Source organism: Devosia sp., from assembly GCF_035944845.1.
In the GTDB taxonomy this organism is placed as follows: domain Bacteria; phylum Pseudomonadota; class Alphaproteobacteria; order Rhizobiales; family Devosiaceae; genus Devosia_A.
On the sequence record NZ_DASZAW010000100.1, the window covers coordinates 63,461 to 90,023 of the forward strand.

At 65.8% G+C, this 26,563-nt stretch carries 27 protein-coding genes and 1 pseudogene; 16 read left to right on the top strand and 12 right to left on the bottom strand.

Going from position 1 to position 26,563, the window contains the following annotated elements; all coding sequences use genetic code 11:
• Positions 1–9 precede the first annotated feature (9 nt).
• The 3 genes from VGV07_RS19620 to VGV07_RS19630 all read right to left on the bottom strand — a co-directional run bounded on the left by VGV07_RS19620 (position 10) and on the right by VGV07_RS19630 (position 3,991).
• The gene (locus VGV07_RS19620) at positions 10–195 is read right to left on the bottom strand and encodes a hypothetical protein (protein WP_326870417.1); all 186 of its coding nucleotides are present in this window, start codon (positions 193–195) and stop codon (positions 10–12) included.
• 62 nt (positions 196–257) lie between these two features.
• Complete coding sequence (locus tag VGV07_RS19625) at positions 258–731, bottom strand: Hsp20 family protein (protein ID WP_326870418.1); 474 nt, start codon at positions 729–731, stop codon at positions 258–260.
• Positions 732–1,090: 359 nt separating this feature from the next.
• Positions 1,091–3,991 (bottom strand): autotransporter outer membrane beta-barrel domain-containing protein, encoded by a 2,901-nt coding sequence (locus VGV07_RS19630; protein WP_326870419.1) that lies wholly within the window; start codon positions 3,989–3,991, stop codon positions 1,091–1,093.
• 197 nt (positions 3,992–4,188) lie between these two features.
• On the opposite strand from VGV07_RS19630, the pseudogene VGV07_RS27445 reads away from it, so the two are divergent.
• Positions 4,189–4,485, top strand: a pseudogene (locus VGV07_RS27445) (GNAT family N-acetyltransferase); the annotation flags it as partial.
• A gap of 294 nt (positions 4,486–4,779) precedes the next feature.
• Here the strand turns inward: VGV07_RS27445 and VGV07_RS19640 are convergent.
• The 4 genes from VGV07_RS19640 to VGV07_RS19655 all read right to left on the bottom strand — a co-directional run bounded on the left by VGV07_RS19640 (position 4,780) and on the right by VGV07_RS19655 (position 7,701).
• A complete protein-coding gene (locus tag VGV07_RS19640) occupies positions 4,780–5,076 on the bottom strand; it encodes a PRC-barrel domain-containing protein (protein ID WP_055997231.1) in 297 nt (98 codons plus the stop codon).
• A 59-nt stretch (positions 5,077–5,135) separates the two neighbouring features.
• Complete coding sequence (locus tag VGV07_RS19645) at positions 5,136–5,711, bottom strand: TetR/AcrR family transcriptional regulator (protein ID WP_326870421.1); 576 nt, start codon at positions 5,709–5,711, stop codon at positions 5,136–5,138.
• 68 nt (positions 5,712–5,779) lie between these two features.
• On the bottom strand, positions 5,780–6,166 hold the full coding sequence (locus VGV07_RS19650; protein ID WP_326870422.1) for a hypothetical protein: 387 nt from the start codon (positions 6,164–6,166) through the stop codon (positions 5,780–5,782).
• Positions 6,167–6,294: 128 nt separating this feature from the next.
• A complete protein-coding gene (locus tag VGV07_RS19655; protein WP_326870423.1) occupies positions 6,295–7,701 on the bottom strand; it encodes an MFS transporter in 1,407 nt (468 codons plus the stop codon).
• Between the two features lie 126 nt (positions 7,702–7,827).
• Between VGV07_RS19655 and VGV07_RS19660 the strand changes: the two genes are divergently transcribed.
• The 3 genes from VGV07_RS19660 (at position 7,828) to VGV07_RS19670 (ending at position 9,795) form a co-directional block, all read left to right on the top strand.
• Complete coding sequence (locus VGV07_RS19660; protein WP_326870424.1) at positions 7,828–8,787, top strand: LysR family transcriptional regulator; 960 nt, start codon at positions 7,828–7,830, stop codon at positions 8,785–8,787.
• Between the two features lie 201 nt (positions 8,788–8,988).
• Entirely contained in the window at positions 8,989–9,381 is a 393-nt protein-coding gene (locus VGV07_RS19665) for a VOC family protein (RefSeq protein ID WP_326870425.1), read from the top strand.
• A gap of 3 nt (positions 9,382–9,384) precedes the next feature.
• Positions 9,385–9,795 carry a GNAT family N-acetyltransferase gene (locus VGV07_RS19670; protein WP_326870426.1) on the top strand — a complete coding sequence of 137 codons (411 nt, stop codon included), beginning with the start codon at positions 9,385–9,387 and terminating at the stop codon, positions 9,793–9,795.
• Positions 9,796–9,844: 49 nt separating this feature from the next.
• Here the strand turns inward: VGV07_RS19670 and VGV07_RS19675 are convergent, their stop codons facing one another.
• Both VGV07_RS19675 and VGV07_RS19680 read right to left on the bottom strand, forming a co-directional pair.
• The gene (locus VGV07_RS19675; RefSeq protein ID WP_326870427.1) at positions 9,845–10,087 is read right to left on the bottom strand and encodes a KTSC domain-containing protein; all 243 of its coding nucleotides are present in this window, start codon (positions 10,085–10,087) and stop codon (positions 9,845–9,847) included.
• 61 nt (positions 10,088–10,148) lie between these two features.
• Positions 10,149–10,379, bottom strand: a complete 231-nt coding sequence (locus VGV07_RS19680) for a DUF2442 domain-containing protein (RefSeq protein ID WP_326870428.1) — start codon at positions 10,377–10,379, stop codon at positions 10,149–10,151.
• A 228-nt stretch (positions 10,380–10,607) separates the two neighbouring features.
• On the opposite strand from VGV07_RS19680, the gene VGV07_RS19685 reads away from it, so the two are divergent.
• The 5 genes from VGV07_RS19685 to VGV07_RS19705 all read left to right on the top strand — a co-directional run bounded on the left by VGV07_RS19685 (position 10,608) and on the right by VGV07_RS19705 (position 15,141).
• Positions 10,608–10,898, top strand: a complete 291-nt coding sequence (locus VGV07_RS19685) for a hypothetical protein (protein ID WP_055997243.1) — start codon at positions 10,608–10,610, stop codon at positions 10,896–10,898.
• 95 nt (positions 10,899–10,993) lie between these two features.
• Positions 10,994–11,653 carry a response regulator transcription factor gene (locus VGV07_RS19690; protein ID WP_055885382.1) on the top strand — a complete coding sequence of 220 codons (660 nt, stop codon included), beginning with the start codon at positions 10,994–10,996 and terminating at the stop codon, positions 11,651–11,653.
• A gap of 216 nt (positions 11,654–11,869) precedes the next feature.
• Positions 11,870–13,297, top strand: a complete 1,428-nt coding sequence (locus VGV07_RS19695) for a HAMP domain-containing sensor histidine kinase (protein ID WP_326870429.1) — start codon at positions 11,870–11,872, stop codon at positions 13,295–13,297.
• Between the two features lie 26 nt (positions 13,298–13,323).
• On the top strand, positions 13,324–13,812 hold the full coding sequence (locus VGV07_RS19700; RefSeq protein ID WP_326870430.1) for a hypothetical protein: 489 nt from the start codon (positions 13,324–13,326) through the stop codon (positions 13,810–13,812).
• Positions 13,813–14,034: 222 nt separating this feature from the next.
• Positions 14,035–15,141, top strand: coding sequence for a hypothetical protein (locus tag VGV07_RS19705; protein ID WP_326870431.1), 1,107 nt, complete (start codon positions 14,035–14,037; stop codon positions 15,139–15,141).
• Positions 15,142–15,292: 151 nt separating this feature from the next.
• Here the strand turns inward: VGV07_RS19705 and VGV07_RS19710 are convergent, their stop codons facing one another.
• Both VGV07_RS19710 and VGV07_RS19715 read right to left on the bottom strand, forming a co-directional pair.
• Positions 15,293–17,302: an FAD-dependent oxidoreductase gene (locus VGV07_RS19710; protein WP_326870432.1), complete on the bottom strand. Its 2,010-nt coding sequence runs from the start codon at positions 17,300–17,302 to the stop codon at positions 15,293–15,295.
• A complete protein-coding gene (locus tag VGV07_RS19715) occupies positions 17,299–18,363 on the bottom strand; it encodes a hypothetical protein (RefSeq protein ID WP_326870433.1) in 1,065 nt (354 codons plus the stop codon). Before VGV07_RS19715 ends, VGV07_RS19710 begins: the two co-directional genes overlap by 4 nt.
• Before the next feature lie 134 nt (positions 18,364–18,497).
• Here VGV07_RS19715 and ccmI point away from each other — a divergent pair, with 134 nt between their 5' ends.
• From ccmI to VGV07_RS19735, 4 genes are all read left to right on the top strand, one after another.
• A complete protein-coding gene (gene ccmI / locus VGV07_RS19720; RefSeq protein ID WP_326870434.1) occupies positions 18,498–19,565 on the top strand; it encodes a c-type cytochrome biogenesis protein CcmI in 1,068 nt (355 codons plus the stop codon).
• Positions 19,562–20,026 carry a cytochrome c maturation protein CcmE gene (gene ccmE, locus VGV07_RS19725; RefSeq protein WP_326870435.1) on the top strand — a complete coding sequence of 155 codons (465 nt, stop codon included), beginning with the start codon at positions 19,562–19,564 and terminating at the stop codon, positions 20,024–20,026. The genes ccmI and ccmE overlap by 4 nt, the downstream gene beginning before the upstream one ends.
• 174 nt (positions 20,027–20,200) lie before the next feature.
• Complete coding sequence (locus tag VGV07_RS19730; protein ID WP_326870436.1) at positions 20,201–22,168, top strand: heme lyase CcmF/NrfE family subunit; 1,968 nt, start codon at positions 20,201–20,203, stop codon at positions 22,166–22,168.
• A complete protein-coding gene (locus VGV07_RS19735; protein ID WP_326870437.1) occupies positions 22,165–22,611 on the top strand; it encodes a cytochrome c-type biogenesis protein in 447 nt (148 codons plus the stop codon). The genes VGV07_RS19730 and VGV07_RS19735 overlap by 4 nt, the downstream gene beginning before the upstream one ends.
• A gap of 3 nt (positions 22,612–22,614) precedes the next feature.
• Here VGV07_RS19735 and VGV07_RS19740 read toward each other — a convergent pair whose 3' ends face one another.
• Positions 22,615–23,220, bottom strand: coding sequence for a LysE family translocator (locus tag VGV07_RS19740; protein ID WP_326870438.1), 606 nt, complete (start codon positions 23,218–23,220; stop codon positions 22,615–22,617).
• Positions 23,221–23,294: 74 nt separating this feature from the next.
• Here VGV07_RS19740 and VGV07_RS19745 point away from each other — a divergent pair, with 74 nt between their 5' ends.
• The 3 genes from VGV07_RS19745 to VGV07_RS19755 all read left to right on the top strand — a co-directional run bounded on the left by VGV07_RS19745 (position 23,295) and on the right by VGV07_RS19755 (position 26,454).
• Positions 23,295–23,747: an Lrp/AsnC family transcriptional regulator gene (locus VGV07_RS19745; RefSeq protein ID WP_326870439.1), complete on the top strand. Its 453-nt coding sequence runs from the start codon at positions 23,295–23,297 to the stop codon at positions 23,745–23,747.
• Between the two features lie 240 nt (positions 23,748–23,987).
• Complete coding sequence (locus VGV07_RS19750; RefSeq protein ID WP_326870440.1) at positions 23,988–24,773, top strand: sulfite exporter TauE/SafE family protein; 786 nt, start codon at positions 23,988–23,990, stop codon at positions 24,771–24,773.
• Between the two features lie 115 nt (positions 24,774–24,888).
• Positions 24,889–26,454 carry a Do family serine endopeptidase gene (locus VGV07_RS19755; RefSeq protein WP_326870441.1) on the top strand — a complete coding sequence of 522 codons (1,566 nt, stop codon included), beginning with the start codon at positions 24,889–24,891 and terminating at the stop codon, positions 26,452–26,454.
• The last annotated feature ends 109 nt before the right edge of the window (positions 26,455–26,563 follow it).

A 26,563-nucleotide genomic window follows, 5' to 3' on the forward strand; every position in this document is an offset into this window, starting at 1 on the left:
TGCCCACCCCTATGCCGCCTGAGCCGCGCCGATCGGCGGCGTTTTCGGTAATCGCGCCGCCACCGGCGCTGAAGGCGGGTCGTCGTCGTCATCGTCCCGCCGCAACTTCCTCAGCCACGCCCGACGTCGCTTGGCTCTCTCCAGTTCGAGATCGAGACTGTCGTACTCGTCAGATGGGTAAAATGTCCTGCTCATTCCTCTCAACTCCGCAAGTGCCTCCCGGGCTGGGCCGGGAGGCGTCCGTCAGAGCATGGTTGCTATGCAGCCGACCGGAGGTCTTGGCCGATCTGCTTCTGCTCCGAGGCGGACTTCGCCGGCCCCGTGGTACCGATTGCGATCCTGCGGGGCTTGAGTTGATCGGGAACCTCCCGGACGAGGTCGATCGAAAGCAGCCCATTTTCCAGGGCGGCGCCGGCAACCGTGACGTGATCGGCAAGGCTGAACGTCTGCTTGAAGCTGCGGTTGGCAATGCCGCAATGCAGGTAGGCTTGCTGCGGGTTGTCTGCCTGCTTCTTGGAGCCCGACACCACAAGGGTGTTGCCTTCCTGGGTCAGCTCGATTTCCTCAGTCGAGAAGCCCGCGACGGCCATGCTGATGCGATACTCGTCCTCGCCGACCTTCTCGATGTCATACGGAGGCCAGTCGGGCCGGATTGAGCTGTCGAGCATATCGAACAGCCGGTCGAAGCCGACGGTGGAACGATAGAGCGGTGCAAAGTCGAAGGTTCTCATAACCACATTCTCCTTAGAGCAACATAGGTACGAGGGACGGCCCGCCGCAGCGGGCTACCCCACTGTCGTCAACCCCGGTTCCGGCGGCTGACGGCTTCGATCTAGGAGATGGAAAATCGCATTCAAGGGAGGATTTGAACTTTTTTGAGGGGCTTGCTCCAGGCACTCCGGTCTGCCGCATAGCGCTTCCTGACCGTACCCCCGCGGCCTCCGCGCTGGCGCGCGCGTCGACTGCTCCCCCGTGCGCGGAGGAGCTCGCAATGATGGTTATGTTGTCTCTCGCTATTGTCGAGTGCCGCGCCGGCAGTCGCATGGTCGGTCGGCCCGCTGCGGTCTGCGGCGGGCCGTGCAAGACGAAGTCAGAGCTTGCCCCTGAGGCCTGCCGTCACCCCGAGGCTATAGCTGTCGCCCAGGTGGTTGAGACTGGTGCCGAGGTTAGCCTCGCCATAGAGCGACAGCTGATCGCCCGCCCAGTTGACCGAGCCGCCCAGCCCGACGCTGCCCCACAGCGGCTCGACCTCGTTGACGAGCGTGTCGGCGCCGACGCTGGTCGCCGTCCCGTCGAGGAACTCGTAGGTGAGGTTGGCGATGCCGTAGAGATGGGTGCGCCCGGTCTCGCTGGCCGTATCCTGCCACTCCGTCTCATAGTCGACCGAAATGCCGAGGCGGCCGAGCAGGCTGTCGCCGCTCTTCAGCGCGACAGTTGAGCCGTACGAATCGAAGGTCTCGAAATCGACCGACGAATAGGCCAGTTGCGCCTGAGGCGTGACCGACCAGCCGCCGCCGAGCGCCAGCTGCTGGCCGGCTTCGAGGCTGAGGGCGTAGCCGAAGCCGGCATTGCCCGAGACCAGCGGCCGGTCGAGCAGATTGGCGCTCAAGGTGCTGTCGAACCAGTTCAGTTTGCCCTGCGCATCGAGATAGAAGCCCTGGTTGCCGTACCAGGTGAGCGTCCCGCCAAACCCAAAGGCGGTGCCTTCGATGCCGCCATCGCCGGCAGCCGAGCTGATATCGGCCGAGATGGTACCGACCTGGAGATTCACCCCGCCGACGATCGTGCCGGCCTCGGACTGGTTGAGCACACCGTCGCCGCCGGCCTGCAGCCGCCAGGTGTCGACCTCGTAGCTTGCGCCGGTGGTCGAGCTGTCGGGGGTGAGCGAGGTATGCCTGGCCTCAATCCGGCCCCAGATGCCGTCGCCTTCGGTGCTGCCTGACGACCACGAGCGGTTGCCGATGCGCTGCTGCAGGCTCTCGGAGGTGTTGAAGGCCTGAAGGGCGGCCGCAGCGTAGGTTTCGATCACCGGCGCGGCCGGCTGGAACACCGGCGTGTTATCCGGGTTGAGGAAACTATACAGGTACCAGTCGCCGTCAGCAGTACCCTGCTGCAGGCCATAGAGGTAGGCGCCGCCGATCACCGCCTGCTGGCCCTCGTACACCGTGTCGCCGAGCAGACTGAAAATGCCATCGGAAGTGCCACCGACATCGACGATCTTGATGCCGTCAGAGGTTTGGCCGCCACCGCCGCCTAGGTTGGTCACCCTGACGTTCGTCGTGCCGGTGCTGCTGTCGGTGATGACGAGACGATCGGTAGCGGAGGTGTCGTCGCCTAGCACGGTCTCGATCTGCAGCAGCCCGCCGCCGGTATAGTCGCCATTGATGGTGAGTTCCCCGATGCCATTGCTGCCGGGGGCAATTGTGCCGCCGGCGGCGAGGCTGGTGTCGCCAACCTTGCCGGTGCCGGCCAGGGTGCCGCCCGTTACGTTGACGGTGCCGCCGAGCTCGCCGTTGACCTCGAGCATGCCGCCGCTGATCGTGGTGAGACCGGTGAAGCCGAGCTGGTCGACACCGAAGATGGTGTGGCCGGCCACTTGGTTGATGGCGCCGCTGCCGTTGATCGGAATGTCGAAAGCGTAGCCGGTTTCGGTGTGGTTGAAGTTGATCTCGGCGCTGGCCGCCAGGGTGACGGCTGAGGCCTCGAGCGTGCCTGCTCCCGTAGCGGCTTCGCCGACGGCGCCGCCGATGTTCAGCGCGGCGTTGCTGGTGCCGAATGCGCCGCCGACGTCGATGGCGGAGTTGCCCCCATTCACCACCACCTTGCCGCCATTGGCGATGGTCAGGGTCCCGGTTTGCCGCGTCGCCACTTTGATGGTGTTTGCCCGCAACTCCGACCCGATGCCCGACACGATGACGTCGAAGTTGGTGGCAACGGAATTGGTGTTGGTGGCGATGTTCGCCGTCGTCGCGGTGACTACGCCCCCATCGAGGATGGAGAGCGAGCCGAAGAACATGGTGAGCGTCCCGTCGGTGTCCCACCTCGACCCAGCACCGGACACCACAGCAGTTACGTCTGCGCTCGCGGTTGGGACGTTCGCCGCAAGACCACCGAGGATGGTGTTGCCGCTGATGCCGATCGCACCGCCATCGGTGATATTGAAATAGCTGATACCGCCGCCGGAAAACAAGCCTGAAGCTTCCAGCCTCGAGTCGTCGCCCATCACGTTAACGATTGCGGTACCCAGCGAGGCTGTCCTGTGCACGGTTACGAACGACGTTGAACTGAGCACCGCCCCCTTTTCGATTGTCAGGGTTGATTGGCTGTTCGTTCCACTGCTGAGGGCGATGGAGTCAGTGCCTGTGGCGGTCAGTTTCGTGCCTTGGCCAGAAATCGTAAGGCTTGCCACCTGATCTGGGTCGGTCGCGAGGCTCAGTTGGGACAAGGAGCCTCCGCTGGAGGTGCCGAAGCTGACCGTGCTGCCGCCGTGGATGAGGGTGTGTCCGCCATCGAGGCCAATTCTGCTGATGCCCGACGCGGTGACGCCGTTGATCACCAGGTCACCGGTTCCGATCTTCTTGAGGATCGCCTGATCCGGTACGCCATTGCCTAGCACATTGCCGGAAAGAGTCAGGGATGCGCCGCCATCCACGTCGAATGCGACGCCGGAGGCGAGGGTCAGGGTGTTGGGGCCGGTCGATACCGCGATGGCTTTGCCGGAAATCGCCGGCGGCCCGCTGGTGAGAGAAAAGCTGCCGGTGAGCGTGATGGTCGACGCCGCGTCGGGACTGTCTTGCGCTTCCGCGATGGCCTCATACAGCTCGGTCTGATTTGCTGCGGTGAACTCCTTGGCCTCGGCCGGTGTCACCAGCGCCGCGCTGAGGAGCGCCAGCAACGAGACGCCCGAGAGGAGGAAAGGCGCCTTCCGAAAAAACCGCCCAGCACGACGCGCGGTGTCCGCGCCACCGGCATTCAAACTCAGGTTTGTCATTTTAGCTCTCGTTAGTTGGCGAGTGGCCTCGCCGGTGGTCCGCCCTAGGCATCGGCAAGATCAGACGGGTCTTAATCGCTCAATCCAGACAATGGCTTATTCGCAACGGCACCGACGTTAGCTCAGCCAATCCCTCTTGAGAATGACATCATTGATCACAATTTGGTCGACTTTCGACTAATCTTAAGGGCTCCAACATGACAGCGATCAGAATCGTCCCATTCACCGATCTCAGCTCCGCGCAGCGGGAAACCGCCGCCATAATCCTGGTCACGGCACTGGCGCATGTGCCGGCCGCCTGGAAGACGCTGGACGAGGCGCGCGAGGAAATTGCCAAGCTCACCGCCGACCCGGAATGGAGCGGGTTGGCCGCCGTGGAGGATGATATGGTATGCGGCTGGGTGGGCGCGATCGCCAGCTATTCCCACGCCTGGGAGCTTCATCCGCTGGTCGTCGCGCCTGATCGGCAGGGGCAGGGGATGGGCAGGCAATTGGTTGGAGCGATCGAAGATCAGGTCCGCGCCGCGGGTGCGCTGACGTTGTTTCTCGGCAGCGACGACGATTTCGGCGGAACCACGGCGTTCGGCGCCGATCTCTACGCCAATACGCCGGCCATGCTGCACGAGCTGGCTGCCAAACCGGGCGGCAAGCACCCGCTCGAGTCTACCGCAAGTGCGGATTTCGCGTCATCGGCTTCATCCCCGACGCCAACGGGGCGGGGAAGCCGGACATCTGGCTGGGCAAGCGCCTGTAAGGAAGGCGGCCGGGGGCGCCGGCCGCCCTGCGGGTTAGTGGTGATGCTCGGGCATGGCCTCGAGGGCGTCCTTGGTCCACGTCGTCACCGCGTGCACATCGCCACTCTCGTCGCGCATGAACTCGAGCTGGCTGGCGGATACCGCCACGGGCTTGGCGCCAATGCCGAGGAACCCGCCGACATCGATAATGATCTCGCTGCCGAGGCCGGCGCCATGCACATGCGAGACGGTGCCGACCTTCTCGTCGTCGGCGCCGTAAACGGTAGCGCCTTCGAGCACGGCCGGGGTGAGTTCGGTATTGCCGAGGCGGGTGTGGGTGGAATGGTCCATCTGAGGTCTCCTCTGCTTGGATGTGCCGGAGTAACCCTCGCGGCGGCAGACCGTTCCCCTCACCCCTGCTGCAGTGATCCCAGATAGAACTCCAGCATCACCGCGAGCGGAGCGGGGTTACGCTTCAATCGACTGCGCAGAGCGGCGCCTTCCCAGCAGTTGACCAGCAGTTCGGCGAGCTCGCGCGTATCGCTGTCGGGGGCGATGGTGCCATCGGCCCTGGCAGCGTCGAGGCAGCGCTGCAGGCGGTCGGCGATCGAGGAGAAGCACCACTCGATCTTCTGCCGGAAGGTGTCGCTTACGCCGGAGAGCTCCTGTCCGAGGCCGCCCATCAGGCAGCCGAGATAGCCCTCACGCTCGTAGGAACTCTCGACATTGCGGAAGAACCTCCGAATGCGGTCGAGCGGCGCCAGCGCCGGGTCGTTGACGCAGTCGTCGAGCACGGCATGCACGTCGACGACATAGGCATCGACGACCTGCAGGGCGAAATCCTGCTTGTCGGCGAAGTGGTGATAGAATGACCCCTTGGGAACAGCGGCGGCATCGAGTACCGCCTGGATGCCGAGGCTGTTGTACCCCTGCTGCAGCAATTGCTGCAGGCCCACATCGATCATCCGTCGCTTGGTGGAATGCATGGTTTGCGATGACCGCGTCCGATTCACGCGGTCACCCTGCGCGTTCGCCCGCCAATATCCAAGGGCCGTCAGCCGGAGGTCCGGGCGATCATGTGGTCGATGACGTGGCTGTGCTCGTGTTCGGGGCTGAACATGATGATGCTGGCATCGCAATCGACCCGCACGTTGTGGCCGGGCGGCCAGTAGAACAAGTCGTTCTCCTCGACGGTTTCCTCGTTGCCGGCCGCATCGGTGGTGGTGAGCCGGCCGCGCAACACATAACCCCAGTGCGGGCACTGGCAGAGGTCGCCCTCGAGGCCCTCGAACAGCGGCGCCGTGTCGACGCCAGCGCTCAGCGTGAAGTGTTCGCCGCTGATCCGGCCATAGCCGCTGACATCACCGAAACCACGCCGCTGCCGGATAACCGCGCCAGGAAGCTCCAGCCGGATTTCGACTTCGTTCTTGGAAACGTGCATTTCACTCCTCCATTAGACCAAGTGGTCTAGACTGATTGGTCTAATTGTGAGGTATCGTCGAGTCAACTGGCCGGACAGGCGAGCCAGCAAATGTGATCGGGGAGGCGTTGGTGCCTCCCCGCTGGGTTTCATTCCGCCGCCTGCGGCACCGCGCGCGGAACGCGGCTGGTCGTCGACCTCGGCCCCACTGCTGCGATCAGTGTCGTGACCAGGGCCAGCGCCGCAACGAACGCTCCACCGGCGATGTAGGGCTCCCAGTTGAAACCCGGCGCTGCCGTGAAGATGGCGGAGACCGCCGCGAGGACAATTCCCCCGCCGATCTGGAACGAGGCGAACAGCAGCCCCGAGGCGAGGCCCGACTTGTCGTCTTCGACGTCGGCGAGGGCTGCGACCTGCACCGAGGGGTAGGTGGCGGCGTAGCCGAGGCCGAGCAGCAACTGCGAGATGATCACCAGCGCGATCGGGTCGAACCGGCCGATGGCCAGCACCCAGAACACGTAGCCGACGGCCTGCAGTGCCACGCCGATGGCCATCACCTTGGTCGTACCGTTGCGCTGCGCTACCCCGGCGAGGCGTGGCGCGAGGAACATCACGCAGGCGCCACCGAGCGCGAAGCTGAAGCCGGTGGCGAAGGCCGACCAGCCATAGACATGCTGGTAGTAGAGTGTCGCAAGGAACTGGAAGCCGACATAGACCCCCTGGAACAGCGCAGCGACGACGTTGGCGTGGCTGAGCTTACGCCGCTTGAAGATCGACAGCGGCACCATCGGGTCGTGATGGCGGGCCTCGACGACGAGGAAGATGACGATCAGCGCCAGAGCGGCGGCGAGCGGACCCCAGGTCAGCGGCGCGGCAAAGCCGGCTGCCGAAGCATTGGTAACGCCGAACACGAACAGCAGGAGCCCAGGCGTGATGGTGATGGCGCCGGCCCAGTCGAACGAGGCGCGCGCCTTGCCGCTATCGGCATCGGGCGGCAAGACGAACGGCGCTACCAGCAGCACGAGAATGGCGACAGGCGCCGCCATCACCAGCGTAGCGCGCCAGGTGAAGACGGTGACGGCGCCGCCCAGCACCATGCCGAGCACGAACCCGGCGGCGCCGGTGGAGGCAAACAGCCCCAGCGCCTTGGCGCGGGCCTGGCCCTCGCCGAACACGTTGAGCAACAGCGCCAGGGCGGCCGGCGCGGTAAAGGCGGCGGCGATGCCTTTGATCAGCCGGGCGGCGATCAGCGTCGGGCCGGAATCGACAAAGGCGCCGGCGATCGAGGCGGCGGCAAAAATGCCGAGCGCCCAGAGGAAGACGCGGCGGTGGCCGAAGATATCGGCAACGCGGCCACCCAGCAGCAGGAAGCCGCCATAGCCGAGCACATAGGCGCTCACCGCCCATTGCAGCACGTTGGGCTCGAGCCCGAGTTCGGCCTGGATGGCGGGTAGCGCCACACCGATGGTCGAGACGTCCATGGCGTCGAGGAAGTTGGCGGCGCAGAGCAGGAACAGGGCCAGCCCGGCGACGCCTCCGATCTTGGTAGAGGTCATCGAAATATCCCTTTCGCAATGCCGCCGTCGCGTGAGGGAGGAGCGCCGGCCGGCAGAGGGAGCGGAAACTGACGACCTCTAATCCATATTGCAAATCGATAGTTGGCATGCGAGGTATCACTAGCAATGATGAATGATACCGCCCTCCGCAAGATCGATCTGAACCTGCTGCTCGCCTTCTCGGTGCTGATGCAGGAGCGCAATGTGAGCCGCGCCGCCGAGCGGCTGCTGCTGGGCCAACCGGGCCTGTCGGCGGCGTTGAAGCGGCTGCGCGAGGCGCTCGACGACGAGCTGTTCGTGCGGGTCGGGCGGGGCTTGCAGCCGACCCCGCGCGCCCTCGATATCGCCCCGGCCATCGAGGATGCGCTGGGCAATATCGAACGGGCCATCCGCATGCCGGATGCGTTCGATCCGCAAAGCTATGAAGGCACCTTCCGCATCGGCATGTGCGACAACCTGGAGACGGCGTTTTTCGGCCCGCTGGCGGCGCGGATCCGGCGCGAGTCGCCCAGGGCGAAGCTGATTTCGGTGGCCTCGCACACCCACCATCCGGGCCAGCAGCTCGATGATGGCGATTTCGACCTGTCCGTCTCGGTGCATCCCGAGCCCGCCTCCTGGCACGTGCGCCAGCCGTTGTTTCACCAGAGCTCGGTTTCGATCTACGACCCCGGTCAGTTGAAGCTGACGGCGCCACTCACACTGGCCGATTTCACCCGCGAGGCGCATATCGCGGTGTCGTTCGAGGGCGACATGGCGGGTGATGTCGATGCGGCGCTGAAAAAGGTTGGCCGCAGCCGCTCGGTCGTGGCGACGGTGCCCCGCTTTTCGGCGCTGCCGACGGCGCTGGGCGCCATGCCGGTTATCGCCACCATCCCCGAGTCGATCGCCCGCTGCATGGCATCGCTGCACGGTCTTGCCATCTCGAAGCCGCCGGTAGAACTCGAGGCCGCGCCGGTATCGCTGCTCTATCGCCGCGTCGACCGGGCGGACGGGCGGGCTCAATGGTTCCGCCGGGTGTTCGTCGAAGTGGCGCGCGAAGCGCTGAAGACCAGTGGCTGCAGCTGCGATATCGCGGTGGCGGCTTGAGCATGAACTTGAAAGCCGGAGCGTGGGCACCCCCACCCTTGATCCCTCCCCACAAGGGGGAGGGAGACGCTTGAACCGATACCTTGCAGCTATCGCCTCCCTCCCCCTCGTGGGGAGGGCAGCAAAGCTTGTGAGCGAAGCGAACTAGCGTCGCTGGGTGGGGGTGCCCCCCGCTCAGGACACACCCGGAGGGAAACGAACATGACCAACACCGTGCGCGAGTTGCGCCTCGTCATCACCGTCGAAGATTTCGACCGGGCGGTGGCGTTCTGGCGCGACACCATGGGGCTCAAGGAGCAGATCTCGGTCGGCGATGATGATGGCCATGTGGCGATCCTCGGCGCCGGGATCGCGACACTCGAGATCAGCGACAAGAAGCACGCCGAGTTCATCGACAAGATCGAGGTAGGCCGCCCGATGGGCGGGCAGTTCCGCGTGGCGCTGCGTTTCGACGATGTGCCGGCGGCCACCGACCTGCTCGAGGCCGCTGGGGCGAAAGTGCTGGGCACGCCCCGGCCGACCCCGTTCCGCTCCACCAACTCGCGGCTCGAGGCGCCCGACGGGGTGCAACTGACATTGTTCGATGCGGAGTGAAGCGTGAGCGACTACCAACTGATTGAACGGATCCCGACGGTCACCGAATTCTGCGACCTGCGCCGGTCAAGCGGCCTGACGCCGAAATCGCCGGAGGCGGCGGCGCTTGGCCTGCCCAACACCATCCACGCCGTGGTGATCGAGCACCAGGGCGAGACCATCGGCATGGGCCGGGTGATCGGCGATGGCGGCACGGTGTATCAGCTCACCGATATCGCCGTGCTCTCGGCGCATCGTGGCAAGGGGCTGGGCAAGCGCATCGTCGCGGCGCTCGTCGACTGGCTGCAGGCCAACGCCCCGAAGGGCGCCTATGTGAGCCTTATCGCCGATGGCCCCGCCAAGGATCTCTACGCCCAATACGGCTTCGAGGAGACCGCGCCGGCCTCGGTCGGCATGTCCATGTGGGTGCGGTAGGCCATGTGAATGGTTCGGTGCTCTTTCGCACCGGCCGGCCAGTGTCTTGTCAAACCCGATTGCCATGCAAAAGTGGCGCACGCGGCTCGTCTCGGTCCGACTGGATGAACCGATAGCTGTCGCGGATGTGGGCGTTGAAGTAGCGCCCCTTGGATGGCGAGTGCCGCAGCGCGTCATAGGCGATGGCCGGCACTTCGAGATACTCGTAGCGACGGCCGGATGGGCGGAACCAGACCGACAGCGTCTGGGTCTCTTCGTCATACGCCAGGTCGGCAATCACCGTCGACGGCATGTCGGATACCTCCGACCCGTCAACGTTTTCGGATCAGGCCCGGTTGCGCGAAGGCTGGAAGTTACTCGAGCTCGGCCACCGACACGTCGACGTCGAGGTCGGGCCAGCGCAGTCCGGTGCCGCCACCTGTGAAGCGCCAGTTGAGGCGGGCGGCGGGGGAGCCGTCGCGCAGGCGAGGGTAGCGGGTGAGCGGCGCTATCAGCTCGCGTCCATCTTCGAGTTTGACTTCAAGCGTCGCAGTGCCGAACCGGACGTCGATGGCCCTCGAGCCAGTATTGGTCGTCGTGCTCATTGGTCCTCCTCCTCAGAGCATCCAGCACGCTTCCCGGCAGGGTTGCAGACTTCCCGCCTCGAAAGCGCGACAGATCAAGGCGAGCCTAGCCGTGTTCCGGCGCAGCGAGAAGGTGGGAAACAGTCGAGCGCACCACGAGTTACCCGCCTCCAGGATCAGCCGGGCGCGGCCGCGCCGTCCCCACACCTGTTCATCCCGCATTCAGCCATTGGCCTGCATAACCCCCTGATGAAACAGAAACTGACATTGGTGGCGGCCGGCGTGTTGACGCTGGGGCTGGCGTTCGGTGTTGCGGCACCGGCCGTGGCGCAGGAATGCCTGTCGAAGCGCGAAATCCAGCAGATGATCGACAATGGCGAGCTGGTGCAGCTGTCGCAGGCGATCGCGCAGTCGGGCGTCGATGGCAAGATCATCAGTTCGCAGGCCCGGGTCTGCATGGTTGGCGGCCAGTGGGAGTGGCAGGTCAACGTCATGGACGAATATGGCGAAAGCAAACCTGTGAGCTTGCCGGCTCAGTGAAGCCTCACGTAAAATCAACGTCGGACATTCCCAGCGCGTAGGGCCGGCTCATGCCGGGCGCGGGAGTTGTCGTGGCGGCAATAGGGGACGTTTCGATGCGCATTCTCGTCGTGGAAGACGACACCAATCTCAACCGGCAGCTGAAGGATGCGCTGACCGAAGGCGGCTACGTCGTCGACGTGGCGTTCGACGGCGAGGAAGGCCATTTCCTCGGCGACACCGAACCCTATGACGCCGTGGTGCTCGATATCGGCCTGCCGCAGATGGATGGGCTTTCGGTGCTGGAGGAATGGCGTCGCGCCGGCAAGAAGATGCCGGTGCTGCTGCTGACCGCCCGCGACCGCTGGAGCGACAAGGTGCAGGGCATCGATGCCGGCGCCGACGACTATGTCGCCAAGCCCTTCCACATGGAAGAAGTGCTGGCCCGCGTCCGCGCCCTGGTGCGCCGCGCGGCGGGGCAGGCCTCGAACGAGATAAGCGCCGGCTCGGTGCGGCTCGACGTCAAGGCTGGCAAGGTCACGGTGGACGGGCACTCGGTAAAGCTCACCAGCCATGAGCTGCGCCTGCTGAGCTACCTGATGCACCACAAGGGCAAGGTGATCTCGCGCACCGAGCTGACCGAGCACCTCTACGATCAGGATTTCGATCGCGATTCCAACACCATCGAAGTGTTCGTCGGCCGGCTGCGCAAGAAGCTGCCGGACGATTGCATCCAGACGGTGCGCGGGCTCGGCTACCAGATCGCCGAGGACTGAGGGCGTATTCGGTCGGGGGCTAGCTGATGGATCGAGCGTACCGCTCACCCCTCCCCAACCCTCCCCGTCACGGGGAGGGTGCCGGCCGGTGGTTTTGGCTTCATCGTGGTTCATACTCGATCGGCACCCTCCCCCTCGCGGGGAGGGTTGGGGAGGGGGGCGAGGAGCCAGTGAATTCGGCGATCGGCCTATGCTCTCTTCCGAGGGGAGCGGGTCGTGGCTGATACATTGGCCACACCCGCCCAGCCCCCCTCGCAGCGCAAGGGCTCGATTGCCGCCTCGCTGTTCCTCCTGTCGGCCGGCTGGCTCATCGTGGCGCTGGTGGCGACGGCGTTCCTGCTGACCGAGCTCTATTCGCGCGCCCTCGACAACAGCCTCGTCGAAACGCTGGAGTTCCACGTCGAAACGCTGACCGACCTCAGCCTCCTTTCCGACACGCCCAAATCGGACCAGATCAAGGTCGCCGATCCGCGCTTCGATCGTACTGGTTCGGGCTGGTACTGGGCGATCCGCGACGACAAGGGCGAATTGCTCAATTTCTCCAACTCCTATGTCGGCATGGTGCTGGGGCCCCTGCCGGGCGAGTTTGACGCCACCAACTCCAAGTCCGCGGTGCTGACCGACCCGTTCAATATCAAGATCCGGGTGATCGAGCGGGCCGTGACGGTGAACGGCATGCCGCTCCACATCATGGTCACCGGCTCGCTCGACGAAATCCTGTCGCTGGTCGACGAGTTCCGCGGCCAGACGCTGATCGTTCTGGGCGCGGTGGCCATCATGCTGGCGGTGATGTCGACCATCGTCGCCCGGTTGGCGCTACGGCCGATCAATCGGTTGCGGCGCGAGGTGGAACAGGTGCGCGAGGGCGACGCAGCTTCGCTCACCGGTGCTTACCCGGCCGAACTGGCGCCGCTGTCCGAGGAGATCAACGAGTTGCTGCGCTCCAATGCGCAGATCGTCGAGCGCGCCCGCAACCAGGTGGGCAACCTCGCGCATGGGTTGAAGACGCCGATCGCGGTACTGCGCAATGAGGCTAGCGCCGACAAGAAGAACAGCCTCGCCAAGGTCGTCTCCACCGAAACCGAGAAGATGAGTCAGCTGGTGACCACTTATCTCGATCGCGCCCGGCTGGCGACGCGCTCGAGCGTGGTCGGCAAGAAGTCCGACGCCACCCACGTCATGCTGCGCCTGACCCGGGTGATGCAGAAGCTCAACCCGCAGGTGACCATCGCCATGGTGCGCCCCGACGCATCGCTGCCCTGGTTCCGTGGCGACGAGGGCGACCTCGAGGAAATGGCCGGCAACCTGCTCGACAATGCCTGTAAATGGGCGAAATCCTCGATCGGGGTGACAGTGGTGGCCGAGCGCAGCGGCGGCGCCGCCAACCTCCTGATCAAGATCGACGACGATGGGCCCGGCTTGACTGAGGAAGAGGCGACCAAAGTGTTGCGCCGCGGCGTCAGGCTGGATGAGAAGACCCCTGGCTCCGGGCTGGGCCTGGATATCGTCAAGGAACTGGTTGACGTCTATGGCGGCTCCCTGCAATTGAGACGCTCAGTGCTGGGGGGCCTCCTGGCAGAATTGCGGCTTCCGGCCGCAAAGGTTGCGGGTTTCCGCACTTTTGCCTCAATACGTAAGGAATAAGGGCCTCGCCACCCCTCGAGACCGCCATGCAGCAGATCGTCCGTTCAGTTCCCCTCTTTGCCATGCTCCTGCTTGCCGGTTGCAGCATGGGACCCTCGACCTCTGACGTCGCCCTCGGGCCGACGCTGCCGCAGCCGAATTCGGCACTGGCCACCCAGCCGACCATCACCCCGGCTTCGCTGCCGGCGCCCGGCGCGATTCAGTCCGCCGGTGCGACGATGAACGATGTGACGGCTTTCCTTGATGGCTCGGTGCTCGGTCAACTCTCGGCCAAGGACAAGTCGGAGGCGGCAAGCGCCCAGTTCAATGCCCTGACATTTGGGCGTCCCGGTGCGCCACGCACCTGGGTCGGCGACAAGGGGGTCAGCGGTTCGGTTACGGTCGGCCCCTACGTTACCGTCAACAACACCAATTGCCGCGATTTCACCCATACCGTGACCATCGCCGGTACTCCGCATGCCCGCAAGGGCACTGCCTGCCGCGAAGCCGACAACACCTGGAGCGTCGCCGGCTGACGCTTTGGGCGGACGTCGAGAACCGCATCGCCTGACAGCGATGTGATCAGGCATCGCTCGTCCGGATAGTCTTTTGTTTACCGTCACGCGCTAGGTTCGAGGACTGCACTCGGACCCTGACGCCCGCCGGTTTTCATGCCCAATACTACCACTCGTCTTCAAACGTCTGGAACGGCTCGGTCGCAGCGCGCCGTCCGGCCGTTTTTCGGGCTGATCGATGCTGTGGTCGTCCCGGGATCGGCCGGTTTCGATTTCGATGGCGGCATTGCCGAATCGCATGCGCAAGGTGTGTGGACCTGGATGGTCCGCGATGTGGCGCCCGACCTCATCGATCCCAATACCAGCGACGAAGAGGCCGCCGCGCGTCAGGCGCTCGATCTCCTCGTGCCCGAACTGTTGCAGCGTGCCCGCGCTGCCATTGCTGCGGTTGGCACACCCGATGCAGAGCGCCGCATTCAGTTGCAGATGGGTGGCGAGGAGAGCTACCGCCGCGTCGGCGTTGTGCTCAACGCGCTGAAATGCCGAAGCCTGCTCGGCAAGGCACAGGCCTTTGGTCGGGCCGCCAACGGCATGACCGACGAGACGGCGCTGGGCGTGGCGCTGCAGTCGATGCCGCTCAACGACCATGCTGTATCGGCGCTGCTGTTCCAGGCCGCCATGGGGCAGGTGAGCCATCCCGGCCGCTTGATGGCGGCGGCGATCCGTCTCGCCGGTTCGGCCACCGAAGCTTCGCTGCAGCGCGCCGGCTTCGCTCCGCTGATCGAGGCGATCCTGTCGCACGCGCAAGGGCAGATCCCGGCGCTCGACCAACACGGCGCCTTCGCCGATATCGACCTCACCTGCCGCGCCATCGACCGCTTCCACCGGCTGATGCGGGCCGTGACCGGCTATGTCGAGCTCGGCCGGCTGACCCGCTGGTCGACGGCCGTGGCGGCGCTGACCAAAACCGTGTCGGAACTGGTGGAGCCAAAGCTCCGCGACGTTTCGCCGAACGTCAACCTGGCGCTCCGCCGTCATGCCGGCACCGACCGGCTCGATAGCGACCAGGTGCTGGCGGCGCTCAACGGTTGCTACGTGCTGGCGACGATCCGCGACTGCCGTGATTCGCTGGCGCTCAACGCCATGTTCGATCAGACCTGGACCCAGGTCGGGCAGGCGCTGGAAATGCACGTGCAGCGCAACCTCGAGCTGTTTCGGCAGAACCCGGGCGACCGCGTGACCGGCGCGCGGCTCGACGCTGCCATCAAGATGGCCGAACTGCGCTTCAACCCGGATTATGCCGACGTACTGCGCCGAGCTCGTGAGTCGGCGGAGAAGCGGGCGAGTTAGCGCCCCCACCGAGAACGGCCATCCGACGGCCTCTCAACATCCTCGATGTCATCCCTGCGAAAGCAGGGACCCATCTATCCGTCGGCGCGGGCTGCGAGTTGGGTCCCAGCTTTCGCTGGGACGACACCGGTGGTGTGGAGCGCTCAGTGGCCTATCCTACCTTCACCTTCAACCGCTCCACCAGTCGAGCCGCCACTGCCGTCCCGGCATCTCGGACGTAAAGCTCCGTCCCGGTGGCTTCCGGTACTTTGCCCAGCATCGCGATCCCGCCATTGGCGCCGGGGCGGTGCGGCGCGTAGGTGACGCCAATGGCCTCGAGCGGGTCGCCTTGCCCGGAATTCTCGAAGATCAGGCAGCCCGGCTCGAAAGAGCGGGCGTCGGCAGCAGTCAGCGCCCAGATCTGCGGTTTGTCGCCGAAGCGGCCGGCGAGGTAAGTCGGGGGTGTCGGCACGTCTTCCTCCTGCGCCGGTCGAATGGGCACGCGCCAGCCGGTGTCGCTGATCTCACCCGAAAGCGCGCAACGTTCCGCCGCGACCGAGCCGGCATCGCGGGCTGCCATGGCGCCGATATCGACCGCAGCAGCGATGTCGCCGAGTCCAAGCTGCACCGCGCGCGTGGCGAGGCCGGAGACACCGTGCTTGCTGGCCGCAGCGGCGTGCCGGGTGATCAACGATTGGCCGCGATCGAGATAGGTGGCGCCGCGTGCTGCCGGACGGAACGGCGTCACCGGGTTGCGGGCGTCGGGGGTTTCGAAGGCTTCCTCGATGATATTGTCGACCACCGGCGGGGCAGCTTTGCCGAGGAAACCGAGCACCGCCGCCCTGCCGCTGCTGATCGCTGCGGCGGTGGTATGGAGGCCCGCGGCGGTGCCGACCAGTGCAACCGAGGGCAGCACGCCGCGGGGACCAAGCCAGCCGTTTGCCGCGTCCCAAGCGGCAGCGCCACCGGCGCGCAGCCACAGCAGAATCTCGGGTTGCCAGGCGCCTGCGGCGACCAGTTGATCGGTTTCGATAGCGGTCGAGTCCTGCGCGATCTCGTCGATGGCGACGGCGAAGCCGACCCGCAGCCCCGGCTTGTTGCGTTCGAGCGGCTCGGCGTGGCTGGGGGCCAGCGCCGAAGCCAGCGTAATGCCGGTGGCTTTGGCGAAATCGACGAAGCGCGAGGTGGTGCTGAGCCGGCTGTCGACGATGCGTTGCACCTCGACGCCGGCATCGGCGGCATGGAGCGCCAGCCGGTAGGCGAAGCTGTTGGGCGTGGTGAACAGAGCGCGGCGGCCCGGCCAGACGCCAAACCGCTCGGCGCGCTGGAAGGCGGTCAGCGCCCCCACGATACCGGGCGTCCGGTTACCCGGGAACAGCGGCAGCCGTTCGAGCGCTCCAGTGGCGAGGACAATGTGCCTCGCGGCCACGGCGATAACGCGCGACACCGGCCGTCCCGCCTCGACCGCCACCTGGTGTACCTTCAGCACCGTGCCGGTAATGGCGAAGGCTTCGGCTCGCGTCAGCGGGGTGACCTGGCCTTTGCCGTCGAGGCTGGCGATCAGCCGTTCGATCATGGTGTCGGGCGAAGCTTCGGCATCGACGGCGCCGAAATAGCGGACGGTGCCGCCGAGGTTTTGGGTGCGTTCGATCAGGACAGCGCGCTTGCCGGCTGCCGAGGCGGCGGCCGCCGCGCTCAGCCCCGCCACGCCGCCCCCGACGATGGCGAAGTCCGTCTCGATCGTCTCGTCGACCGTCGCGTTGTGCCACGGTGGACTGCCGAGCGAGGTATCGCCAAAGCGGTGGTTGAGTGTCCGCGCCGGACCCAGCAGCTTGTGGCGCAGCGCGCCGAACAACCCGCCCGAGGCGATCGGGTCGCGTCGTGTGCCGATGGTGACGAAGTTGAGCCCGTCGAGGGCAGGGGTCCGTTCCATCGGCAGGGCGCCGCCCTTGCCGGAGCTGACCAGCGGCGCAAACTCTTCGTCTAGCGCCAGCGCTTCGTCGCCATGCCGGCCGGCGATCTGGAGACCGTCGGCCAGGGCTGCCGAGAGCACGGTGTCGCCGGCAAAGCCGTGGATGGTCCGGCCATTGAGCCGGAATTGCAACGGTGTGCTGCGATCGAGCTCGGCGCCACCGAGGCCGTGCGGCGCATCGGCGGGAAGGCGGTTGGAGTGCTCGTTCACGCTGGCACCGCCTGGTAATCGGCTGCGAGGAGACGCTGGTTGCCACGGGTCGGGCCGCGCGCCCCGAACCACGCGGCCTCGTCTGCCGTAGCCGCACCGGCGATGTAGCGGGCGATCGCCGCCGCGAGGAATGCCGCCGTTGGGCCGAGGGCGGCGATTACCAATGCCTTGTGGCCACGTGCCGGACCGATAAAGGGCGCGCCATCGCTGGTGCGGAAACTGTTGACCACGGTTTCTCCGGCGAGCCGCAACGCCTCGCCGCGCGACACCGCGCTACCGAGCCGGGCGCGGGCGGTCGACGGATCGCCGGTGAGCAGTGCCGAGACGCTGACCTTGCCATCCTGCGCCAGTACCACGCCCCGATCGATGAACGAGGCATAAGGGGTGGGGAGGGGTTTGGCCGAGTCCAGCAACATGGCAGCGCCCGGGAGCATTTCGAGGCTGCGGTCGCGCGCGTCTTCGGGCAGGTACTCGAGCACGGCATCGTCGCCTGCGAGAATGACCTGCGCGGCTTCGACGCTGTGGCTGGCATGGACGATGCGTGCCGTGCCGTCCTTGCGCAACGTCAACTCGGTATCGGCGCGATCGAGGTGGCGCACTTCGTGCTTGGCCAGCCAGCCTTCGAGTGCCGGCTCGAGCCGACCATGGCCGAGCAACTGCATGTCGCGCACGCGGAGCAGCAAACCATCGGCAATGGCGCGGTCGGCGGCGGGCTCGACCGCATAGCCCAGAGCAATGGCGAGGTGGCGAAAATGGCCAAGGGCAGCGATGCTCTGAGGCGTTTCGGCGACGAACAGCGGGTCGGCTCGGCCGACCAGCCCCTTGCCCCAGCTGTTGACCAGCTTGGTGGTCTCGAGGGCACCGTGTTTCAGCAGCTTCAGCGTTTCAGGCCGGGTGGTCGGCGCGATCGATATATCGATACTGCGCTGCAGCCGGAATGGCGAGAACCGCTCGCCGACAAGGCAGACCCGGCGCCGGTGTTCGACCGCGAGCAGGCCCGCCAGCAGCCCCGCAAGCGGGGTGGAGCCGAGCACCAGGTAGTCGTAGCTGTCGTCGGTCATGGGATCAGCGAACCATCGTCCGGGCTGCGGCAATGCGCCTCCCACACATCGCTGTGTGCGGGTGCATAATTTGCCCGAATGCCTTTATAGATCGGGCGCGTTTTTGCACCTTCGCATGAGGCAGAGCCCTGCACATGATCTTTTGGTCACTCGCTTTCGTGGTCACAGCCGTCGCCTGCGCCGCGCTCTATTATGCGGGGGCCGGACGAAGGGTCAACGCGGCTGCCGCTGTTGTAGACAGCCCCGAGATCGCGCACCTCAGGCTGCAGCTCAAGGAGATCGAGTCGGATCTCGCGCTGGGGCGGCTTGGCGCAGCCGAGGCGACCGCGGCGAAAGGCGAACTGGCGCGTGAATTGATGCGACTGAAGACGACGACAAAGGCGACGAACGATCCGGCGGCTCGCCGCGGCCTCGTCGCCGTTGCGGCTGCATTGACCGCGGTGCTTGCCTTCGGTGTCTACGGCGCGCTTGGCCGTCCCGACCTGCCGGCGCAGCCGCTGGCCGAACGGCAGGACGTGCCGCCGCCGGAGATGACGCTCGATGATGCGATCGCCCGGATCGAGGCGCAGCTCAAGGCCAAGCCCGATGATCTGCGCGGTTGGACGGTGATCGCGCCGGCCTACATGCAGATGGGCCGCTTCGCCGATGCAGCCAACGCCCTGCGCAAGGTGATCGAGCTCGATGGTCCGACCGCCGACCGCGAGACCGACCTCGGCGAGGCGCTGATGATGGCCAATGATGGCGACGCCAAGGGCGAACCGCTGACACTGTTCCGCAGCGCCTCCAACCGCGACGTCACCCATGTGCGCTCACGTTATTACCTGGCCAGCGAGGCGATGCGCGAAGGCGATTTCGACGCGGCCAAGACCGCATGGCAGGGGTTGTTGAAGCTCAGCAAGGGCGGCGAGCCCTGGCTCGCCAATGCCGAGGCAGGGTTGGCCGCGGCGGAAGCCGGGCTGGGCGGGGACATGCCGGCCAACACCGACATCGCCGCCATGGTCGAGGGGCTGTCGAGCCGGCTCAACGAGAACGGCGGCAGTATCGCAGAATGGACCCGGTTGGTGCGCTCGCGGCTTGTGCTGGGTCAAACCGAACTGGCCCAACAGGCGTATGATGCCGCCCGCAAGGCCTACCCGGTGGCGGGCGATCGCGCGGAACTCGATGTTCTCGCAGCGGATAATGGATTGGTAGCAAGTAATTGACTCTACAAAAGAAACGACTGGGCCGAAAACAGAGGCGTCTGGCCGTGATCGCGGGTCTCGGCGCAGTTCTTGTTATCGCGGGAGGGTTTTTCGCCTGGGCGCTACGCGGTCAGATCACGTTCTTCTACTCGCCCAGCGAAATCCACGAGAAGGCTGTCGCCGTGGGTACGCCGATCAGACTCGGTGGACTGGTCAAAGAAGGCACCTGGAAGCGCGACGGCGAAACCTCCGATTTCGTGGTGACCGACGGCCAGACCGAGATGGCGACGCATTATGTCGGGCTCCTGCCCGACCTGTTCCGCGAGGGGCAGGGGGTGGTGATCGAGGGCAGCGTCACGCCGGCAGGCACTTTCGCCGCCACCAACGTGCTGGCCAAGCACGACGAGAACTACATGCCCAGGGAACTGGTGGACGAGCTGAAGAAGCGCGGGGAATGGCAGCGCGATGGAGCGCCACTGTGATGGTGCTGACTGAGAGAGACGGCCCCCTCCCGGCCTCCCCCACAAGGGGGGAGGTGCAGAGTCGAGGCTGCGGCTCGATCGTGCCTGATGCGCCGGCCGGCACCTCCCCCCTTGTGGGGGGGATGGGAGAGGGCCGTCTCTATCGGCTCTGGCACGTTCAGCTGGAGCCGCCGCATGAGCATTGAACTCGGCCACTACGCCCTCGTTCTCGCCTTTGCCATTTCCGCCATCTCGGCCATCGTCGGGCTGCTGTTCTGGAAGCGTGAGGCGCTGGCCGGCTACCTGCAACAGGGCGCAGTGCTGCAGTTCGTGCTGGTGGCGGCAGCGTTCGCCGCGCTGATCCAGGCCTTTGTCGTCTCCGATTTTTCGCTGAAGCTCGCCTATGAGCACGCCAACTCGGCGCAGCCGTTGCTCTTCAAGATCACCGCCGTCTGGGGCAACCACGAGGGCTCGATGCTGCTCTGGGTCATGATCCTCGTGATCATGGGGGCTGCCGTCGCTGCCTTCGGGCGGAGCCTGCCCAAGGACCTGCTGACCCTGGTGCTGGCGGTGCAGAGCCTGATCGCCGCCGCCTTTACCGGCTTCACGCTGTTCACCTCCAACCCGTTCCTTCGGCTGTCGCCGGCGCCGTTCGAAGGCAAGGATCTCAACCCGATCCTGCAGGATATCGGCCTCGCCATCCATCCGCCGCTCCTGTACCTCGGCTATGTCGGCTTTTCGGTCTGCTTCAGCTTTGCCATGGCGGCGTTGATCTCGGGCCGCATCGACGCCGCCTGGGCTCGCTGGGTCCGGCCGTGGACGCTGCTCAGTTGGTGCTTCCTGACGCTGGGTATCGCCATGGGGTCCTATTGGGCCTACTACGAGCTCGGCTGGGGCGGCTGGTGGTTCTGGGATCCGGTAGAGAATGCCAGTTTCATGCCGTGGCTTGCCGGCACCGCGCTGCTGCATTCGGCGCTGGTGATGGAAAAGCGCAACGCGCTGAAGATCTGGACCATCTTCCTCGCCATCATCACCTTCTCGCTGAGCCTGCTCGGCACCTTCATGGTGCGCTCCGGCATCCTCACATCGGTGCACACTTTCGCCTCCGATCCGACCCGCGGCATGGTGATCCTCGCGCTCTTGGCTGCCTTCATCGGCGGCGCTTTCTCGCTCTTTGCCTTCCGCGCTTCGACGCTGCGAGTGGGCGGATTGTTTGCGCCGATCAGCCGCGAGGGCGCGCTGATCCTCAACAACCTGTTCCTCGCCACCGCCACCGTGGCCGTACTGGTGGGAACGCTCTACCCGTTGCTGCTCGATGCCCTGGTCGGAGAGACCATCTCGGTGGGCGAGCCGTTCTTCAACCTGACTTTCGGGGTGATCATGGCGCCGCTGCTGATCATCCTGCCGTTCGGGCCGTTCCTCGCCTGGAAGCGCGGCGATGTGATCGCGGTGACGCAGCGGCTGGCCGGCGCCGCCGGGCTGGCGCTGTTCGCCGCGGTACTGTGCCTGGCGCTGACCGGAGGCGAGGTATCGCTGGCGCCGCTCGGCCTCTTGCTCGGCTTCTGGGTAGCGTTCGGTGCGCTCGCCGAACTGGTCGATCGCGCCAAATTCTTCCGCACCGATGTCGTCACGTCGGTCAAGCGCCTGTTCGGCCTGCCGCGCACCGCCTGGTCGACAGCCATCGCCCATTTCGGCATCGGCGTCACGGTGATCGGCATCGTCGCCGCGAGCGCCTGGCAGCAGGAGCTGGTGACCACCATGGTGCCGGGGCAGGGCGTGGTGATCGCCGAGCATCAGGTGACGTTCGAAGGCATGGAACACGTCGAGGGGCCGAACTTCGTCTCCGACACCGGTCGCTTCGCCATCCGCGCTCCAGGCGGTGGGGTGCGTGTCGCGTTGGCCGAGCGCCGCGTCTACAATGCCAGCGGCCAGCCGACCACCGAGGCGGCGATCGAAACCTACGGTTTCAGCCAGCTCTACGTACAGCTGGGCGAACCGCAGCCCGACGGCAAGTCGGTGGTGCGGCTCTGGTACAAGCCCTACGTCACGCTGATCTGGCTGGGCTGCCTGTTGATGGCCGGCGCCGGCTTCCTGTCGCTGAGCTATCGCCGGTTGCGCATCGGGGCGCCGCGGCCGGCCTCCGCCCGGGCGGCTGCCGAATGAGGGCGCTCCTTGCTTTCGTGCTGGTGATGCTGCTCAGCGCACCGGCGCTGGCGGTGCGGCCGGACGAAATGCTGGCCGACCCGGTGCTCGAAACCCGGGCCCGCGCCATCTCGGAAGGGCTGCGCTGCCTTGTTTGCCAGAACCAGTCGATCGACGATTCCGACGCCGACCTGGCGCGCGACCTGCGGATTCTCGTACGTGAACGGCTGTCGGCGGGGGACAGCGACCAACAGGTGCGGGACTACCTCGTCGCCCGCTACGGCGAGTATGTGCTGCTCAACCCGGTCATGGCGCCGCATACGCTGCTGCTGTGGATCGCCGCCCCGGCGGTGCTGGTGATCGGCGGCATCGTGGTGTTCATCGGGGCACGACGCAAGCGCGCCGCCGGCCAGACCGCGCTGACCGAGGACGAAGCGAAGGCGCTCGAGGAACTGGAGCGCTGAGCGTCAGTGCGCCCCGAACACTATCGGCACCGTCGCTGCGACCAGCAGTATGGCTGCGCCGATGTTGAACGCCGTTGCATAGGCTGGCTGGACGAGAAAGCGGCGCAGCGCGGCGCCGCCGGCTGACCACACAGCGACGCAGGGGATCGAGATCAGCGCCATCGCTGCGGCGGCAAGCGCCAGGTTCAGCGCATAGCCATCGGCCGGCAGGTAGGTAGCAGCGGCGCCGGTGGTGATGGCCCAGGCCTTGGGGTTGATCCACTGGAAGGCGACCGCCCCGGCAAAGCCGAGCGGTGGCCGCTCATCGGCCTCCATGCTGATCGGCCCGCTCCGCGCGATCTTGATGGCCAGCCAGACGAGGTAAGCGGCACCGGCCCAGCGCATCGCATCATGTAGCGCCGGAAACGTCTGCAGCAGCGCGCCGATCCCAAGTCCGACCGCGACCAGTTGCAGCGCCACGCCCACGGCGATGCCGGCGACGAGCGGCATCGAACGACGGACGCCGACCCGCACGCCCGAAGCGAGCGCCATCATGTTGTTGGGCCCCGGCGTGCCGGTGAGCACGACGCAGAAGATCAGGAACGGCAGGAGGATGGCTGGATCGGTCATATCAGCAAGATTAGCGTGACACCGACCGTGAAAGGTTGCAATGTGCAGCGCAAGATGGCGCAATAGTGCAACAAATGGCTGATATAGACCGCATCGACCAACAGATATTGCACGAGTTGAGTCGCGACGCGCGCCTCTCCAACATCCGGCTGGCCGAGCGGGTGGGGCTGTCGCCCTCGGCCTGCCTGCGTCGGGTGCAGGACCTGGAACGGCGCGGCATCATCAAGGGCTACCGGGCGGTGGTCGATCGCTCGCGGCTGGGGGCAGGGTTCCGCGCCTATGTCTCGGTCGGGCTTTCGAGTCACAACAAGGCGAGCCAGGAAGCCTTCGAGAGGGCCGTGGCGCTCGCCCCGGAAGTGGTGGAATGCCACAACGTCACCGGCGCCATCGAATACCTGCTGCGCATCGAAGTCGCCGACATCGAGGCCTACAAGCGCTTCCACACTGACGTACTGGGCACGCTCCCCACGGTGACGGCGATCACCACCTACGTGCTGCTGGGCTCGCCCAAGGACGAGCGGGCTTAGGGGAGGCTCGATCTCGCGGTCACCTCCACCCTTGCAGGAGAAAAGCTCTTAGGCTGGTGGGCACCATCCCTTCTCCTCACCGGTGTCATCCCAGCGAAAGCTGGGACCCATCCATCCGCCGGCGCAGGCGGCGAGTTGGGTCCCAGCTTTCGCTGGGATGACACCTGAGGTGGGTGCGCGCACCGTGCCCTCTAACGTCCCTCATTCTCCCGTGCCGAACGTGAGATGAGACCCCGGCGCTTGTGGCGACTCGGTGCGCAGCGCTACGCCTTCCCCGTGTCCCTCACCGACCTCCTTCTCACCGATCTCGACCTGACCCTGGCGCTGGCGCTCATCGGGCTCAGCTTCGTCACCTCGCTGATCACCGCCACGTTTTCGCTGGGCGGCGGCACGCTGATGGTGGCGGTGCTGGCGTTGGTGTTTCCGCCGACCATCGTGGTGCCGCTGCACGGCGCCATCCAGCTTGGCTCCAACAGCGGGCGGGCCCTGGTGCAGCGCGCACATATCCAATGGCCGCTGGTGCTTTGGCTGTCGCTCGGTGGAGCGATCGGCACCGTTGTCGGTGGCCAGTTCGCCAGTCTCCTCCCCGCTACGGCGCTGCAGATCGCCATCGGCGGCTTCGTCCTGCTGACCACCTGGCTGCCGCAGCCGAAATTCGCAGGGCGCTCGCGGCTGGCCCAGGTGCTCGGCGGCGGCGTGATTGCGGCGGTCTCGATGGTGGTCGGCGCCACCGGGCCCCTGGTCGCGGTATTCATCAAGGGGCTGGCCGATCGGCGCCAGCTGGTTGCCACACACGCCATGCTGATGACGCTGCAGAACAGCTTCAAGATCGCGATGTTCGTGCTGCTCGGCTTTGCCTTTGCCGCCTACCTTCCGCTGATCGTCGCCATGATCGCCTCGGGCTTTGTCGGCACGGCGATTGGCAGCCGCCTGCTGGTGAAAGTCCCCGAGGCGGCGTTCCGCTGGGGGTTCAAGATCGTGCTGACCCTGGTGGCGCTCGACCTGCTGCGGACGGCGCTGTTCTAGCTTCGCCGACGACGTTTGGAACATTACCGATAATTAACGCCCGGGTCACCGTGCAGAAAGGCGATGGGCTCCATATGTCTCGGCCATCAAGAGTGCCTGACTGAAGGAGATCATCATGCCCTCGACTAAGTTCAACGCTCGCCGCTGGCTCGGGGCTTCGGCCCTGGCGATCCTCGCCGGCATCGGTGGTGGTACCGCCTTCGTTGCGGCAACCGCCCCCTCGACCGCCCAGACCGCAAGCCTGGTTCCTGCCGCGCAGATCACTGCGCCGGCCGTGACCAATGCCCCCAACTTCGCAGACCTCGTCGAGGCGGTGAAACCGGCGGTGGTCTCCATCATCGTCGAAGGTGGCGAGAAGGAAGATACCCGCCAGCTGCAGCGCGGTGGGCCGCAGTTCCGTTTCGATTTCCCTGATCTGCCCGATGATCATCCGTTCAAGGATTTCATGGATCAGTTCGGCCAGCAGTTCGGCCAGGGCGGCCGTGGTGGCCCGGGCGATGGTCCGGCCCGTCCGCAGGCGCCGCGCAAGTTCATGGCGGCCGGTTCGGGCTTTGCCATCTCGGCTGATGGCTACATCGTCACCAACAACCATGTCGTCGACAATGCCGACAAGGTGACCGTGGTGTTCGACGACGGCAAGGAAATGACGGCCAAGGTGATTGGCACCGACGCCAAGACCGATCTCGCCGTGGTCAAGGTCGACGGCGTCACCGACCTGCCGTTCGTCAAGCTGTCCGAAACCGAAGTGCGCGTCGGCGAGTGGGTGGTGGCCGTAGGCAACCCGTTCGGCCTCGGCGGCACCGTGACCGCCGGTATCGTGTCGGCCCGCGGCCGCGACATCGCCGGTTCGGCCTATGGTGATTTCCTGCAGATCGACGCCGCGGTGAACACCGGCAATTCCGGTGGCCCGGACTTCAACCTCCAGGGTGAAGTGGTCGGCGTGAACACCGCCATCTTCTCCCCAAATGGCGGCAATGTCGGCATCGCCTTCGCCATTCCGGCCAGCGTCGTCAAGCAGGTCACCGGCCAGCTGATCGAGAACGGCACCGTTACCCGCGGCTTCCTCGGCGTCGGCATCCAGGATGTCACCAACGACATCGCCGACAGCGTCGGGCTGAAGGATGCGGCCGGCGCACTGGTCACCGAACCAACCAAGGACAGCCCGGCCGACAAGGCCGGCGTGAAGTCCGGCGACGTGATCACCGCCGTTGACGGCAAGACCGTCACCAACGCTCTCGACCTGAGCCGCACCATTGCCGGCAAGAACCCGTCGACCGCGGTCGAACTGACGATCTGGCGCGACGGCAAGGAGCAGAAGATCTCGGTGACCCTGGGCAAGCTCGAAGAGGCGGCCAAGCCCTCCGAAGAGCAGCAGCAGGCGCCCGCCGAGGAACCCGCCGCTCCGGCTCCGACCAGCGTCGGCCTGACGCTGGTGCCGAACTCGGGTGGTGCAGGCCTGCTGATCCAGGATGTCGATCCGAACTCGGCTGCGGCTGAAAAGGGCTTCGCCGTGGGCGATACCATCCTCGAGGTCAACAACCAGGCCGTGTCGTCGGTCGCGGACTTCGAGAAGGCCGTAGAGGGCGTCAAGGATGCCGGCCGCAGCACTGCCCTGGTCAAGGCGCAGCGCGATGGCAACACCCGCTTCATCGGCCTGCCGATCACCGAAGCCAAGTCGTAATCACTGCCGGGCTCCGGGGCACTTGCTCCGGAGCCCGTTTCTGCAAGTGAATGGCCAATGGTGAATGGTGAATGGAAGAGAGTTCTGCACCATTCACTATTCACCACTC

Bases quoted from the DNA above. Each gene is read 5' to 3' on its own strand.
- VGV07_RS19730 (WP_326870436.1), top strand. From the start codon at position 20,201: ATGAGCATTGAACTCGGCCACTACGCCCTCGTTCTCGCCTTTGCCATT.
- VGV07_RS19680 (WP_326870428.1), bottom strand. From the start codon at position 10,379: ATGAGCACGACGACCAATACTGGCTCGAGGGCCATCGACGTCCGGTTC.
- VGV07_RS19645 (WP_326870421.1), bottom strand. From the start codon at position 5,711: ATGCATTCCACCAAGCGACGGATGATCGATGTGGGCCTGCAGCAATTG.
- VGV07_RS19675 (WP_326870427.1), bottom strand. From the start codon at position 10,087: ATGCCGTCGACGGTGATTGCCGACCTGGCGTATGACGAAGAGACCCAG.
- VGV07_RS19640 (WP_055997231.1), bottom strand. From the start codon at position 5,076: ATGGACCATTCCACCCACACCCGCCTCGGCAATACCGAACTCACCCCG.
- VGV07_RS19630 (WP_326870419.1), bottom strand. From the start codon at position 3,991: ATGACAAACCTGAGTTTGAATGCCGGTGGCGCGGACACCGCGCGTCGT.
- VGV07_RS19620 (WP_326870417.1), bottom strand. From the start codon at position 195: ATGAGCAGGACATTTTACCCATCTGACGAGTACGACAGTCTCGATCTC.
- VGV07_RS19745 (WP_326870439.1), top strand. From the start codon at position 23,295: ATGGCTGATATAGACCGCATCGACCAACAGATATTGCACGAGTTGAGT.
- ccmI (WP_326870434.1), top strand. From the start codon at position 18,498: ATGATCTTTTGGTCACTCGCTTTCGTGGTCACAGCCGTCGCCTGCGCC.
- VGV07_RS19660 (WP_326870424.1), top strand. From the start codon at position 7,828: ATGATGAATGATACCGCCCTCCGCAAGATCGATCTGAACCTGCTGCTC.
- VGV07_RS19755 (WP_326870441.1), top strand. From the start codon at position 24,889: ATGCCCTCGACTAAGTTCAACGCTCGCCGCTGGCTCGGGGCTTCGGCC.
- VGV07_RS19650 (WP_326870422.1), bottom strand. From the start codon at position 6,166: ATGCACGTTTCCAAGAACGAAGTCGAAATCCGGCTGGAGCTTCCTGGC.
- VGV07_RS19655 (WP_326870423.1), bottom strand. From the start codon at position 7,701: ATGACCTCTACCAAGATCGGAGGCGTCGCCGGGCTGGCCCTGTTCCTG.
- VGV07_RS19740 (WP_326870438.1), bottom strand. From the start codon at position 23,220: ATGACCGATCCAGCCATCCTCCTGCCGTTCCTGATCTTCTGCGTCGTG.
- VGV07_RS19685 (WP_055997243.1), top strand. From the start codon at position 10,608: ATGAAACAGAAACTGACATTGGTGGCGGCCGGCGTGTTGACGCTGGGG.
- VGV07_RS19700 (WP_326870430.1), top strand. From the start codon at position 13,324: ATGCAGCAGATCGTCCGTTCAGTTCCCCTCTTTGCCATGCTCCTGCTT.
- VGV07_RS19665 (WP_326870425.1), top strand. From the start codon at position 8,989: ATGACCAACACCGTGCGCGAGTTGCGCCTCGTCATCACCGTCGAAGAT.
- VGV07_RS19690 (WP_055885382.1), top strand. From the start codon at position 10,994: ATGCGCATTCTCGTCGTGGAAGACGACACCAATCTCAACCGGCAGCTG.
- VGV07_RS19625 (WP_326870418.1), bottom strand. From the start codon at position 731: ATGAGAACCTTCGACTTTGCACCGCTCTATCGTTCCACCGTCGGCTTC.
- VGV07_RS19735 (WP_326870437.1), top strand. From the start codon at position 22,165: ATGAGGGCGCTCCTTGCTTTCGTGCTGGTGATGCTGCTCAGCGCACCG.
- VGV07_RS19715 (WP_326870433.1), bottom strand. From the start codon at position 18,363: ATGACCGACGACAGCTACGACTACCTGGTGCTCGGCTCCACCCCGCTT.